Source organism: Pseudoalteromonas sp. AS84 (assembly GCF_038900255.1).
Taxonomy (GTDB): Bacteria; Pseudomonadota; Gammaproteobacteria; order Enterobacterales; family Alteromonadaceae; genus Pseudoalteromonas.
Genome location: NZ_JBBMQY010000028.1, coordinates 16,722 through 30,686, shown reverse-complemented (window position 1 = coordinate 30,686; position 13,965 = coordinate 16,722). Strand labels below are relative to the sequence as shown.

The 13,965-nt window shown below is 40.3% G+C and carries 11 protein-coding genes; 8 read left to right on the top strand and 3 right to left on the bottom strand.

What is annotated here, in order from left to right; all coding sequences use genetic code 11:
- Positions 1-34: 34 nt before the first annotated feature.
- The gene (locus WNY79_RS19240; protein ID WP_342876654.1) at positions 35-403 is read right to left on the bottom strand and encodes a PilZ domain-containing protein; all 369 of its coding nucleotides are present in this window, start codon (positions 401-403) and stop codon (positions 35-37) included.
- A 146-nt stretch (positions 404-549) separates the two neighbouring features.
- A complete protein-coding gene (ettA, locus tag WNY79_RS19235; RefSeq protein ID WP_342876653.1) occupies positions 550-2,223 on the bottom strand; it encodes an energy-dependent translational throttle protein EttA in 1,674 nt (557 codons plus the stop codon).
- Positions 2,224-2,445: 222 nt separating this feature from the next.
- Here ettA and metA point away from each other — a divergent pair, with 222 nt between their 5' ends.
- The 6 genes from metA to WNY79_RS19205 all read left to right on the top strand — a co-directional run bounded on the left by metA (position 2,446) and on the right by WNY79_RS19205 (position 10,441).
- A complete protein-coding gene (gene metA, locus WNY79_RS19230; RefSeq protein WP_342876652.1) occupies positions 2,446-3,393 on the top strand; it encodes a homoserine O-succinyltransferase in 948 nt (315 codons plus the stop codon).
- The gene (locus WNY79_RS19225; protein ID WP_342876651.1) at positions 3,383-4,456 is read left to right on the top strand and encodes a homocysteine S-methyltransferase family protein; all 1,074 of its coding nucleotides are present in this window, start codon (positions 3,383-3,385) and stop codon (positions 4,454-4,456) included. The genes metA and WNY79_RS19225 overlap by 11 nt, the downstream gene beginning before the upstream one ends.
- A 9-nt stretch (positions 4,457-4,465) precedes the next feature.
- Positions 4,466-7,096, top strand: a complete 2,631-nt coding sequence (gene metH / locus WNY79_RS19220; protein WP_188161165.1) for a methionine synthase — start codon at positions 4,466-4,468, stop codon at positions 7,094-7,096.
- Between the two features lie 1,133 nt (positions 7,097-8,229).
- Complete coding sequence (locus tag WNY79_RS19215) at positions 8,230-8,997, top strand: hypothetical protein (RefSeq protein WP_342876650.1); 768 nt, start codon at positions 8,230-8,232, stop codon at positions 8,995-8,997.
- A 199-nt stretch (positions 8,998-9,196) separates the two neighbouring features.
- Positions 9,197-9,679, top strand: coding sequence for a hypothetical protein (locus tag WNY79_RS19210; protein WP_342876649.1), 483 nt, complete (start codon positions 9,197-9,199; stop codon positions 9,677-9,679).
- 318 nt (positions 9,680-9,997) lie between these two features.
- Positions 9,998-10,441, top strand: coding sequence for a hypothetical protein (locus tag WNY79_RS19205; protein WP_342876648.1), 444 nt, complete (start codon positions 9,998-10,000; stop codon positions 10,439-10,441).
- Between the two features lie 83 nt (positions 10,442-10,524).
- Here WNY79_RS19205 and WNY79_RS19200 read toward each other — a convergent pair whose 3' ends face one another.
- Positions 10,525-10,722, bottom strand: coding sequence for a CsbD family protein (locus tag WNY79_RS19200; RefSeq protein WP_342876647.1), 198 nt, complete (start codon positions 10,720-10,722; stop codon positions 10,525-10,527).
- A 442-nt stretch (positions 10,723-11,164) separates the two neighbouring features.
- Here WNY79_RS19200 and WNY79_RS19195 point away from each other — a divergent pair, with 442 nt between their 5' ends.
- Both WNY79_RS19195 and WNY79_RS19190 read left to right on the top strand, forming a co-directional pair.
- On the top strand, positions 11,165-11,662 hold the full coding sequence (locus tag WNY79_RS19195; protein WP_166113205.1) for a (2Fe-2S)-binding protein: 498 nt from the start codon (positions 11,165-11,167) through the stop codon (positions 11,660-11,662).
- Positions 11,659-13,920 (top strand): molybdopterin cofactor-binding domain-containing protein, encoded by a 2,262-nt coding sequence (locus WNY79_RS19190; RefSeq protein ID WP_342876646.1) that lies wholly within the window; start codon positions 11,659-11,661, stop codon positions 13,918-13,920. The genes WNY79_RS19195 and WNY79_RS19190 overlap by 4 nt, the downstream gene beginning before the upstream one ends.
- The last annotated feature ends 45 nt before the right edge of the window (positions 13,921-13,965 follow it).

Genomic DNA, 13,965 nt, shown 5'->3' with positions numbered 1-13,965 from the left:
TTTGCACTATGGTAATCAACTAATCCAAATGAGTCTATTCTTGTGTGTCGTGAATCAACATGGCGAGTTCGCGATGTAATAGTTCGTCATCAGCTAAGTTTAGCTCTATTAAACGCTTTAAATAGGTAATGCTATCTATATCAATATGATGACATTTTAAACCAATATGATCGGCTTCAATGTGGCAAATTACCACTTCCATTTTAATTTCTATATCGCTTTGAGGAAGCGAAAAATGCAAAGCAGCTTGGCTATTCTGGTTGCCAATAAAAGCATCACAATTTGTAATCAATGCGCCATGTAGCGATACATCAAGTAATTTACATGGATACTTGTGGTCATCAGAACATAACAAAGCGGTAGTCGAAAATAACACACGAGAAAACTGACGACGATTTTGCATAACCCAATTTAGCCTTACTGTTTTTATAATAAATTAAGCATAGCGGGTAATTCTCTACATGCTAGCAATATATGCTCCTGTAATGCTGGTGGCATAAAAAAGCCCCGCATAAATGCAGGGCTTAAGAATTTATCTAAAATCAGCTATTAACCGATTTTTTTGTACTTAATACGTTTAGGTTCAGTTGCTGCTGCGCCAAGTGTCTTTTTAAGCCACTCTTCGTATTCAGTATAGTTACCATCAAAGAAGTTAATTTGACCTTCGTCGCGGTAATCTAAAATGTGCGTAGCAATACGGTCAAGGAACCAACGGTCATGCGAGATACACATTACACAACCAGGGAACTCTAAAATAGCGTTCTCTAGTGCACGTAGTGTTTCAACGTCCAAGTCATTAGTTGGCTCATCGAGTAGTAACACATTGCCGCCAGCTTTTAATAACTTAGCAAGGTGTAAACGGTTACGTTCACCACCTGATAGGTCTTTAACAAACTTTTGCTGATCGTTACCTTTAAAGTTAAAGCGACTTACATACGCTCGGCTTGGGAACTCAAAGTTACCAATTTTTAGTACGTCTTGGCCGTCTGATATTTCTTGGAAAACAGTTTTGCTTTCGTCCATACCATCGCGGAACTGATCAACGGTCGCAAGGTGTACAGTTTCGCCAACGGTGATGCTACCGCTGTCTTGATCTTGCTCACCGCTTATCATTTTAAATAACGTTGATTTACCCGCGCCATTCGCACCGATAATGCCCACAATGGCACCTTTTGGCATGCTAAAGCTTAAATCGTCAATTAAAACGCGATCGCCAAAACTCTTACGAAGGTTAGTTACTTCAAGCACTTGATCCCCTAAACGCGGGCCAGGTGGAATAAACATCTCGTTAGTTTCGTTACGTTTTTGGTAATCAGACTGCTGCATTTCAGTAAACTGAGCCATACGTGCTTTTGACTTAGCTTGGCGACCTTTAGGGTTTGAACGAACCCATTCAAGTTCTTGCGCAATTGATTTTTGACGTGCTTTTTCAGATTTTTGTTCTTGCTGTAAGCGCGCATCTTTTTGTTCAAGCCAAGAAGAGTAGTTACCTTCCCATGGAATACCTTCACCACGGTCAAGCTCCAATATCCAGCCAGCTACATTATCAAGGAAGTAACGGTCATGCGTTACCGCCACAACAGTACCTTCGTAATCGTGTAAGAAGCGCTCTAACCATGCAACCGACTCAGCATCCAAGTGGTTAGTTGGTTCATCGAGAATAAGCATGTCTGGTTTTTCAAGCAATAATCGACATATAGCAACGCGACGACGCTCACCACCTGAAAGGTGCTCAATTTTAGCATCCCATTCTGGCAGGCGAAGTGCATCAGCAGCACGTTCTAAAACGTTATCAATGTTGTGGCCATCGTGCGCTTGAATAACAGCTTCAAGCTCGCCTTGCTCTTTTGCAAGTGCGTCAAAGTCAGCGTCTTCCATGGCGTATTCGTTATACACTTCGTCAAGACGTTTAAGTGCGTGTTTAACTTCGCCAACAGCTTCTTCAACAATTTCACGCACTGTTTTGCTTTCGTCTAAAACAGGCTCTTGCGGTAAATAACCAATTTTTGTACCAGGCTGAGGATGTGCATCACCTTCAAAATCTTGGTCAACACCGGCCATAATACGTAGTAACGACGATTTACCAGAACCGTTTAAACCAAGCACACCAATTTTAGCGCCAGGAAAAAAGTGTAACGAAATATCTTTTAAGATAGTGCGCTTAGGTGGCACAACCTTAGATACTCGACTCATCGAGAATATAAATTTATCAGGTAAAACCATGGAGGAAAGCCTTCAAATAATAATAAAAATTTCAATGTTGTATTGTAGTGGCTGGCAGGTGAAACAGTCAACGAATGGCGGGTTTTAAAGTACTAAAGCATGCTTGTAAGTAAAGTATAAAATCATGAATAAATTTCATTTAGACATCTATACATCTAGAGGTTGATATTTTTTACTTTCAGTTCATAATTAGCCTTCGGTTTTTATGAGCAGGAGTAAAGTATGCCAATTACAGTAAAAGACGAGTTGCCGGCCATTGCACGTTTACGTCAAGAAAACGTATTTGTAATGCCAAAAACACGTGCAAAAACGCAAGAAATACGCCCAATGCGTTTGGCTATTTTAAACTTAATGCCTAATAAAGTAGAAACCGAAGTTCAGTTTATTCGCTTGCTTGCCAACTCGCCTTTGCAAGTGAACGTAGAGCTACTGCGCCTCGACACTCACCGCAGTAGTAGCAACTCAGAAGAGCACCTTGATACCTTTTATCGTTATTTTTCAGAAGTAAAAGACAACAATTACGATGCGCTAATAGTAACTGGTGCGCCACTCGCCCATTTAGAATACGACGATGTAGCGTATTGGGATGAGCTAAAGGTCATTATTGATTGGGCCGAGCAGCACGTTACCTCTACGTTATTTTCGTGTTGGGCAGCACATGCAGCGCTATATCATCGCTACAATTTAAAGCGCGATTTAAGAGACGAAAAACTGTGTGGCGTATTTACCCACCAATGTTATTTTGACCACGGTGCACTGACTCGCGGATTCGACGACACCTTTTTAGTACCGCACTCACGTTATGGTCACATTGATATAAATAAAATAAACGCCTGCGATGAGCTAGTAGTACTGGCAGGTTCTGAGCGAGTAGGGGCTTACTTACTTAAAAATAAATCGGGTAGCCAAGTGTTTATAACCGGTCACCCTGAGTACGACGCCGACTCGCTAAAAGCAGAATACGAGCGCGATTGTAAAAAAAGCCCTAATGCACCAAAGCCCGAAAATTACTTTCCGGATGACGATGCAACCAAACAACCTTCAAAAACGTGGCAAAGCCATGCTTTTTTACTTTTTTCGAACTGGTTAAATTACTACGTGTACCAAACCACACCGTATGATATTAATTTAGTTAGCCAAGACGTGAGGACTAACAACTATGCCGAATAACGCGCCTACAAATAATAAACAAGCCGAAATAAGTGCCGCATTAAAAGAACGCATTTTAATTTTAGATGGCGCTATGGGCACCATGATCCAAGATCATAAGCTAGAAGAAGAAGACTATCGCGGAGAGCGTTTTAAAGACTGGCATGTATTAATTAAAGGCAATAACGATTTATTAAGCCTAACCAAGCCCGACTTAATCACTGATATTCATCGTGGTTTTTTATCAGCGGGCGCCGATATTATCGAAACCAACACGTTTAACTCGACTACTATTTCGATGGAAGATTACGACATGGCAAACCTAAGTCGTGAAATAAACGTAGAGTCGGCTAAATTAGCACGCGCAATTTGCGATGAATTTACGGCTAAAACGCCAGAAAAACCGCGCTATGTAGCCGGTGTTTTAGGGCCGACATCTAAAACGTGTTCAATTTCGCCAGACGTAAACGATCCGGGTTACCGAAACGTTACCTTTGATAAGCTAGTTACTGCGTATGTAGAGTCTACCCTTGCATTAATGGAAGGCGGCGCCGATTTAATACTAATCGAAACTATATTCGACACGCTTAATGCAAAAGCCGCCTCGTTTGGCGTAGAAGAAGCCTTTGAGCAAGCAGGGCGCACATTACCAGTTATGATATCGGGGACTATTACTGACGCCTCAGGGCGTACGCTTTCTGGGCAAACAACCGAAGCATTTTATAACTCTATTCGCCATATTAAGCCTATTTCGATTGGTTTAAACTGCGCGCTTGGCCCTGATTTACTGCGCCAATATGTAGAAGAGCTTTCGCGCGTGTGCGAAACCTTTACATCGGTACACCCTAATGCGGGCTTGCCTAATGAGTTTGGTGAATACGACTTAGAAGCGCCTGAAATGGCAGCCGAAATTATCGATTGGGGTAAATCGGGCTTTATTAATATTGTAGGTGGATGTTGTGGCACCACGCCTGCGCATATTCGTGCTTTTGCAAAAGGTTTAGCGGGCGTTAAACCACGGCAACTACCCGATCTTGAAGTACGCATGCGTTTATCAGGCCTTGAAGCCTGTAACTTAAATTAAGGAGCCAGCATGACCCAACAAATAGCAGTATTTACCAATGTCGGCGAACGTACCAATGTAACCGGTTCTGCCATGTTTAAACGTTTAATCATGGAAGAAGACTTTGAAGCCGCGCTAACAGTGGCCCGCGAGCAAGTAGAAAATGGCGCCCAAGTAATTGATATAAACATGGACGAAGCCATGTTGGACTCAAAAGCCGCGATGGTTAAGTTTTTAAACTTAATAGCCTCAGAGCCTGATATTTCACGCGTACCCATTATGGTCGACTCCTCTAAATGGGAAGTAATAGAAGCAGGCCTAAAGTGTATTCAAGGTAAGGCCATTGTTAACTCTATATCGCTAAAAGAGGGCGAAGAGCCGTTTATTCGCCAAGCTAAAATAATAAAACGCTTTGGTGCAGCTGCCGTTGTAATGGCGTTTGATACTGACGGGCAAGCTGATACAGCAGACCGAAAATATGAAATATGTGCCCGCAGCTACAAAATATTAGTAGAAGATATTGGTTTTCCACCAGAAGATATTATATTCGACCCTAATATATTTGCCGTAGCCACCGGTATAGAAGAGCACGACAACTACGCTGTAGAATTTATTGAAGGCACACGCCGCATTAAACAAAACTTACCGCACTGTAAAGTGTCGGGCGGGGTGTCTAATGTATCGTTTTCATTTAGGGGTAATAACCCTGTACGTGAAGCTATTCACTCGGTATTTTTATACCACGCAATAAAAGCAGGCATGGATATGGGCATTGTAAACGCAGGCCAGCTTGCTGTTTACGACGACATACCAGAAGAGCTTCGTAAAGCCGTTGAAGACGTAATACTTAACACAGACCCAGGTGCAGGCGAGCGTTTAGTAGAGCTTGCACCTAAATACTCTGGTATGGCACAAGCCGAGCGAGTAGAAGATTTAGAATGGCGCACATGGCCTGTAGAAAAACGCCTTGAGCACGCGCTTGTAAAAGGCATTACTACCTTTATAGATGAAGATACCGAAGAGTGCCGCGCTGCTGCCGATAAACCTATTCACGTAATTGAAGGGCCGTTAATGGATGGCATGAACGTGGTAGGTGATTTATTTGGCGCAGGTAAAATGTTTTTACCACAAGTGGTTAAATCGGCGCGCGTAATGAAACGAGCCGTAGCCTACCTAGACCCATTTATTGAAGCCGAAAAAGAAGAAGGCTCAACCAATGGTAAAATAGTGATGGCGACCGTAAAAGGCGACGTACACGACATAGGTAAAAATATTGTAGGCGTGGTACTACAGTGTAATAACTACGAAGTTATTGATTTAGGCGTAATGGTACCTGCCGATAAAATACTGCAAACCGCCATCGACGAAAAAGCCGATATTATTGGTTTATCGGGCTTAATTACCCCATCGCTTGACGAAATGGTGCACGTAGCAAAAGAAATGAAACGCCGAGGTTTTGAACTGCCACTACTTATTGGAGGTGCAACTACCTCTAAAGCGCACACCGCAGTAAAAATTGAGCCGCAATATGACAAAGGCGTTGTGTATGTAAATAACGCAAGCCGTGCAGTTGGTGTGGTTTCAAACTTATTATCAAAAGACATTAAACCTGACTTTTTAGCTAAAACTAAAGCTGAATATGTAAAAGTACGCGAGCAACAAGCGCGTAAAAAACCACGCTCTAAGCCTGTTACAATCCAGCGCGCACGCGATAACGCAGCAAAGCTTGATTGGGATAACTACACGCCACCAGTGCCTAACAAGCTGGGCGTGACCGAATTTAAAAATGTATCAATCGCGACTTTGCGTAAATACATAGATTGGACGCCATACTTTATGACGTGGTCAATTGCCGGTAAATACCCGCGCATAATGGACGATGAAGTAGTAGGCGAGCAAGCGCAAAGCTTATTTAAAGACGCTAACGATATGTTAGACGACCTTGAAAAAGCAGGCAGTTTGCAACCACTTGGCGTAATTGGTTTATTCCCTGCTAACCGCGTTGGGGACGACATAGAAATATACACCGACGAAACACGCAAAGAAGTATTAACTACTTCGTGCCATTTACGCCAGCAAACCGAAAAAACCGACTTTGCTAATTATTGCCTAGCCGACTACATCGCACCAAAAGGCACGCCTGATTACTTTGGTGCGTTTGCAGTAACGGGCGGCCTAGAAGAAGACGACTTAGCAAATGCGTTTGACGCACAGCAAGACGATTACAACAAAATAATGGTTAAAGCGGTTGCCGACAGGCTCGCCGAAGCGTTTGCAGAATACCTGCACGAAAAAGTACGTAAAGAGTATTGGGGTTTTGCACCAGACGAAAACCTAGCAAACGATGAGCTAATACGCGAAAACTACCAAGGTATTCGCCCAGCGCCAGGTTACCCAGCGTGCCCAGAGCACACTGAGAAAAAGAAAATTTGGCAATTACTCGATACCGAAAAACGCATTGGTATGCAGCTAACTAGTTCGTACGCCATGTGGCCAGGTGCTGCTGTTTCAGGTTGGTACTTTTCACACCCCGAAGCTAAATACTACGCTGTAGCCGCTGTGCAAAAGGATCAAGTCGAAGATTACGCTAAACGAACCAATATGACGCTTGAAGAGGCTGAACGTTGGCTGTCGCCGAACTTGGGGTATGATCCAGAGTAGAGCGAACGGTCAGTTTTTAGCTATCAGTAAAACAAAAACGAGCCATATTAGGCTCGTTTTTTGTTCTAAAATCATTAATGTTTATTGGCTACTAACTCATCTATTTTGTTCATGACAACTTCTGGAGTTGGTTTAGACGTTTGTTGTTTTAACCAATATATTATCCACTCTGACTTTAAAGCCTTCTTTAATGCGATAGCTTTGACCGGTTACCTAAATATCGGTGCATAAATGGAACCACGGGCATACCAATTAAAAATACTATAACCTTTATCATCAATTTTACTTTCAATAATGTTGGTATAATAAGTGTAGTAACTACCATAAGTAATAAAGTTATTCCATATAGTCTGTACCACTTATTTAAACTGTGTAGGCTAATTTCGGTATTTTTAATTTTTAGCCAGAACAAGCCTGCTAGTATTGCAGACATAGGAGTACCAAAAATTAAACTCGAACTAAATGGTGTTCCTTAAAAATGAGGGCGTTGTTGTTCAAAGCTTCAATTACTGATGATACTTCAACCCATGACACCCAAGGTTAAGTCAAAAAAATAAAATAAAGAGCAAACTCTGTTTCATTTTAAGTAACGTAATCTGACTCTGCTTCACCATTTTTATTATCATATTGATAAAAGTATTTTTGCACTTTGACGTAAAACAAGTCAAATTAGCTGTTCTAATCATATTTTAGGAACAGAAAAACTAAAATGCATAGCTCGTGTACTATTAAAACTCGTGATATTGGCTTGTTAAAAAGAACTTTAAATTTAGCTTTACTATTTACTCATATAATTTTCTTATTTGGAGTCGCTGGCATCGCATTAGATCGTGAGAGTTATGAGGTGATAAGTACCGAAAGATATGGCAATAGTGATCTCTTAATGCAATCTAGCTTAGCTGATATGTTTGTATCCCCTTGGTTTGCTTATTTGTGCTTAGTTTTGATTCCCATAACGTTAGTAAAAGAATGGTTTATTAAGGGCTATAACACCCGGGTTTACTTAAATGCATTAGCTTCGTTTATAAGCGGATTAATAATCTATATATTTATTATTAATCTTTATAACATCTAAAGGTTTAAGCATGCCTTTAGGCGGTAAATTAAGACATGAACGCGCTAAAGGACTAAAAATGAAGTATCTAAATTTCATCTTACTTTGCTTATCTCTACTTTTCACATCTAGCACATTTGCTCTTGAGAAAAAATATCACGAGTTCATTTCACCTGTTATTGCTGCATTTGAAGCTAATGACAAAGCCGCAATTGCAGCACTTGTTCGTTACCCATTAAAACGACGATACCCCATACCTGACATTAAAAATGAAGCTGAGTTTATTAACCGCTTTGATGAGATATTTAATGATGACCTCGCCGCAGTTATTGGTAGCTCTAATATTGATACCGATTGGGATAAAGTTGGTTGGCGCGGCATTATGCTAAATAACGGCGTTATGTGGGTAGATATCGAAGGTAAAATTATTGCTGTAAATACACAAAATACTAAAGAGCAGGCACTTGCTAAAAGCTTAATCGAACAAGGTAAGCAATCTTTGCATTTAAGTATTAATACTTTTGAAAAACCAGTACTCGATTGGAAAACGGCTAACTACCATATTCGTGTTGATGATTTAGGCGATCACAATTATCGGTATGCAGTGTGGGGTATTAATAAAAAACCAAGCGACAAGCCTGATATGGTTTTACTAAATGGCGATATTACATTTGAAGGTAGCGGTGGGAATCATCATTATACCTTTAAAAATGGTCGCTATAGTTATGTGCTACAAGTAACTATTATTGGCTGCGATACATCACCGCCAGGTTGGCTTGAAGTTTATAAAGACGATGAACTGCTTTTATCTGAAGATGTAATAAGTGCGAAAGGTAGCGGTACATAAAATTATGCTCAAGCTAATAAAAACGAGTCATTATATAAGGCTGAATATAAATAGTATCGAAAATACAGACTCTGTTCAGGCTTGTTGCTCCAAAATTGATGCTCGGCTAGAGGCTGTATATCGATAGATATAAATTTTAAATGAGTAAATATAGGCTCTTAATATATTTTAATAATAAGTAGTAATAGGCAGGTCAATAATGAGCAAATCTTTAAAAAGTATACCTCCTTTAATTCAAGAACATCTTAACACGGTGGGTGGTTACGATGATCCATGTTTTATTCTTATAAACGCAGAAAAAGATATTACGCCATTTATTAGCGCTATTGATGCAGCTATCGATTCTGAAATTGAACCTGATGATATTGAATATAAAAGAAGTGTTAAAGCGACCGATAATTTATATTTTATTTTACTTTATTCTGAACATGAAGAACTTCTAAATATGGCGAATAAGGTTTTAAACGTTATGAGTGAATCAGAGGTAGTTACTCATATTTCAGTTTTTCGTCATAACTGTTTAGGTGAATCCAATGAAACGTTTTTGTGGAGTAGCTTACTTTTAGATGAAACTCGCGAAGAATTTGGCGCTAAAAGTGGTTTTAAAATTAACGACCCTCAAAATATGAATACTTGGCCAGGGCTTGAAAAATATAGAACTGCGGCATGGCTTCAAGCGTAACGTTATGCTTAAATTTAGCTTTTTAGCTTTTTAGCTAAGTAGTTAAATATTAATCTACACTACAGTAAAACGACCTAAATAAACTAAAACCGCGAAACAGCGGTTTTAGTTTATTTATGGTAAAAAGTCGGTAACCCGCTTTTAAATAAAGATATTACTATGTTATTTCCCTCATTATTTATGCATTTATTGATTTTGTAAATGTAGCGCCAGTATGTTCTATCGCAACTTATGACATTAGAAAACGCCAAAGTGTAAATTAATAACTAAGATCAAATATTATTTAACCCACCAAATTATTATGTATTAAGGTCTGTTATGAAAATAGAAGACATAGAATTTAAAATTGAGAACTCTGAGTTTTATAAAAATAACGATATTGCGCAGCTCATCAGCTTTATTATTGATTTATACGAGGGCAATCGTATTGAAAACACGGTGATGGAGAATGATGGCGATATGCTTCTTTTTCAGTGTGGGCGAGATAGTTTAAGTAAAGACTATTTTATAGTTGATATTACACGCCAAATAATCCCTGATTTAGAAGACGTAGATGACGCAACAGATGCCATGCAGCAACTTAGTACGACCTTTAAGTTTTTGCCAAGTGAGACTGCGTTTGCGCTTTCAACAACGAGTAAGTGGTGTTCTGCGTTAAATGAAGTTAATAGCTTTAAAGCTTTTATTGAAAACAGTCCTGCATTTCAATGGGCAACTAAAAATAACCTAGTAAAAATAGATATTGAACTATCTTATGTCTAAATTTAGAGTGTCGTTGCTCTGTTACACTATGAAACCGTTAAAAATAGCGGTTCATGATTTATAAAAATGTAAAATACATTTAACTAATGACCTTTTTCAAAATCATTTACTTCGGTTTCTGCTTCTAGCTTCGTTTTATCGTACCTTTGCTGAATTTTGGCAACAAGTTCTTTGCGGTTATCTTTTACTTCGTCTAAATCATCGCATGTTAGTTTGTCCCATTTTTTCAGGGCTCTATCTTTAAGCTCTTTTAAATTACCTTCGATACGATCGCTGCTCATGAGTGACTCCTAATTATTTGATTTTTTAGGTTGAAATAAACCTACATATATAAAGTAGCAAGCCTTGTACCAAAAAGTCATTTATTCACTAATTTAATAAATATTATAGAGTTGCGTAATTTAGGTTGTGTGGGCTAATTTGGAGGCTGAGCTTTTATTAAAAAATATACATAACAGGCTGCAATTATTACTGGCATGAGTTTGAGCACTTTAATGTAATAACGTGTTTAGATAGAGCTATTTCATGCTCCGTTTTAGGTAGTACTCGATTTTTTGTTTTTATTCAATAAGGTGAAAATTTAAACGTTCTAATAATTAATATTTTAATAAAATACATCTAAGTGGTAGGCTAAAAGTAGTAAGTATAAAATAGTAAGTAATTAAAAATAGTTCTCGCGCCACAAGGAACCCTCCTGTAAAGCGCTTTGCCAAGGAGTTTTGTATGATCACGCTTACCATAAATGGTAATAAACATGAGTTTTCTGGCGATCCGTCAACGCCAGTATTATGGTATCTCCGAGACGAATTGAATTTAACCGGCCCTAAATTTGGCTGTGGCATGGCACAGTGTGGTGCGTGTACCGTGCATATTGATGGGGTAGCTCAACGTTCGTGTATATTACCTGTAGCGGCAGTAGCGGGTCTTTCAATTACTACAATTGAAGGGTTAAGCGAAGATGGCGACCACCCAGTGCAACAAGCATGGGTTGAGCATAAAGTGCCGCAATGTGGTTTTTGTCAGTGTGGTCAAATGATGCAAGCTGCGAGTTTATTAGCAGCAAACCCAACCCCAACCGACGATGAAATAGTAAGTAATATGTCGGGTAATATTTGCCGTTGTGGTACATACCCGCGTATTCATAAAGCAATTAAGTCGGCTGCTAAAACAATGGCGAGTGTTCAGTATTTTGACCCAAATGAACAAGGGGAAGAAGTATGAGCCAAGATAATAAATATTTTGATTTAAACCGCCGTCAATTTTTAAAAACCAGTGCAATAGGTGCGTTGGTACTTGGTACTTATTTTGTAGGCAGTGCGCCAAGTGCATTTGCGGGTGTGTTAGAGCAGCCATCTGAACTGGCAAAACGCGCAAACTTATTTATAGCACTGCGCCCAGACGGCATGGTTGAAATAACGTGCCATCGCTCTGAAATGGGTCAGCAAATTCGCACCGCGATTGCACAAATAGTTGCCGATGAAATGGAAGCTGCGTGGGATAAGGTTATTGTTATTCAGGGTAAGGGCGACCCTAAATACGGCGATCAAAATACCGATGGCTCGCGCAGTATTCGCTACAATATGCAGCGCCTGCGTGAAATGGGCGCAAGTGTGCGTTACATGATGCAGCACGCTGCCGCTAAGCATTGGGGTGTAAAACCAGAAACATGTACCGCAGTACAGCATGTTGTTACTCACAGCTCAGGTAAATCACTTACTTATAAAGATTTAATCGACTTAGCATTTACAATAACGCCACCAGAAGCTGATAAACTAACACTTAAAACACGCAAAGAATGGCGCTATATTAATACCGGCATGGCGCACATAGATTTAGCCGATTTAGTAACAGGTAAAGCAATATTTGCAGCCGATGTACGCGAACCACAAGCGCTGGTGGCTATAATTGAACGCCCGCCGGTAGTAGGCGGTGTTGTTAAGTCATTTGATGCCAGTGCTACAAAAGCGTTGAACGGCGTTATAGATGTTATTGAAATACCTGCACCAAAAGGCGCGCCGCAGTTTCAGCCAAAAGGCGGTATTGCGATTATAGCTAAAAACACATGGGCTGCATGGCAAGGGCGTAAAGCATTAAAAGTAGTGTGGGATGATGGCAAAAATGGCGATTACAATTCAGAAGAATTTAAAAAGTCATTACTAAAAACAGTACAAACTCCACAGGTAAACATACGTGATAAAGGCGATGCCATGGGAGTGTTGGCTAAATCGAGCAATAAATTGGTAGCTGATTATTACGCACCGCATCTTGCTCAAGCACCAATGGAGCCGCCTTGTGCAACAGCTATGTACAACAAAGACAGTGTTGATATATGGGCTGCTACGCAAAATCCACAAGCCGATATGAAAACAGTGGCGGCAATGCTTGGCATGGATGAGAGCAAAATTAATGTTCACGTTACCATGTTAGGAGGCGGTTTTGGGCGTAAGTCAAAACCTGACTTTTCAGCAGAAGCGGCTTACCTTTCAATGAAAGTAGGCAAGCCTATTCGTGTGCAATGGACGCGTGAAGACGACATACAACATGGTTTTTACCATGCAGTTTCGGCTCAGCACATTGAAGCATCGCTAGATAAAAATGGTGCTATAGAATCTTATTTACACCGCACCGCGTTTTCACCGATCACCTCTACCTTTTCAGAAGGGGCGACTACGCCAGGAAGCTTTGAACTGCGCTTAGGATTTACCGATAACCCTATTAACACACCTAACATGAAGTTAGAAAACGGTGATGCGCCTGCTAAAGCACGAATTGGTTGGATGCGTTCTGTATCAAATATTTTTCATGCCTTTGCTATTCAGTCATTTATTGGTGAAGCAGCGCACAAAGCCGGTCGCGACCAAAAAGACTATTTACTAGACACTATAGGTCCAAGTCGTATTGTTGATGTAACAGAGCAAAATGCTACATACGATAATTACGGTGGCGATAAAGCGGTTTATCCTCTAGATATTGGCAGACTGCGCCATGTTATTGAAAAAGTAGCTGACATGAGTAAATGGGGGCGAGAGCTTCCTAAAGGTCGAGGTTTAGGAATAGCAGCACACAGAAGCTTTTTAACTTACGTAGCGACGGTAGTTGAAGTAGAAGTGTCGGATGCTGGCGATTTAAAAGTAATTAAGTCGTGGGTTGCCATTGATGCGGGTACGGTTGTAAACACCGACACCGTTAAAAACCAAACCCAAGGTGGCTCTATTTACGGGATTACAACTGCAATCAGCGATGGTATTACCTTTGATAAAGGCCGCGTACAGCAAAGTAATTTTCATGATTATCGCGTACCGCGTATGAGCGACTCACCTCTTGAGATTGACGTTGAAATTGTACAAAGTGATGCACCACCAGCAGGTGTAGGCGAGCCGTCTACACCAGTTTATGCGCCAGCATTATGTAATGCTATTTTTGCAGCGTGCGGAAAGCGTATTAGGCAGTTACCGATTGGTAACCAATTAAAAGCGTAGCTAAATAACCTACAGCTTAAACAAAAAAACCGCCAAATGGCGGTT

What these genes read in the sequence shown, in the direction of transcription:
- metA (WP_342876652.1), top strand. Translation starts at nt 2,446, where the DNA reads ATGCCAATTACAGTAAAAGACGAGTTGCCGGCCATTGCACGTTTACGT.
- WNY79_RS19210 (WP_342876649.1), top strand. Translation starts at nt 9,197, where the DNA reads ATGAGCAAATCTTTAAAAAGTATACCTCCTTTAATTCAAGAACATCTT.
- WNY79_RS19215 (WP_342876650.1), top strand. Translation starts at nt 8,230, where the DNA reads ATGAAGTATCTAAATTTCATCTTACTTTGCTTATCTCTACTTTTCACA.
- WNY79_RS19200 (WP_342876647.1), bottom strand. Translation starts at nt 10,722, where the DNA reads ATGAGCAGCGATCGTATCGAAGGTAATTTAAAAGAGCTTAAAGATAGA.
- WNY79_RS19195 (WP_166113205.1), top strand. Translation starts at nt 11,165, where the DNA reads ATGATCACGCTTACCATAAATGGTAATAAACATGAGTTTTCTGGCGAT.
- WNY79_RS19190 (WP_342876646.1), top strand. Translation starts at nt 11,659, where the DNA reads ATGAGCCAAGATAATAAATATTTTGATTTAAACCGCCGTCAATTTTTA.
- ettA (WP_342876653.1), bottom strand. Translation starts at nt 2,223, where the DNA reads ATGGTTTTACCTGATAAATTTATATTCTCGATGAGTCGAGTATCTAAG.
- WNY79_RS19240 (WP_342876654.1), bottom strand. Translation starts at nt 403, where the DNA reads ATGCAAAATCGTCGTCAGTTTTCTCGTGTGTTATTTTCGACTACCGCT.
- metH (WP_188161165.1), top strand. Translation starts at nt 4,466, where the DNA reads ATGACCCAACAAATAGCAGTATTTACCAATGTCGGCGAACGTACCAAT.
- WNY79_RS19225 (WP_342876651.1), top strand. Translation starts at nt 3,383, where the DNA reads ATGCCGAATAACGCGCCTACAAATAATAAACAAGCCGAAATAAGTGCC.
- WNY79_RS19205 (WP_342876648.1), top strand. Translation starts at nt 9,998, where the DNA reads ATGAAAATAGAAGACATAGAATTTAAAATTGAGAACTCTGAGTTTTAT.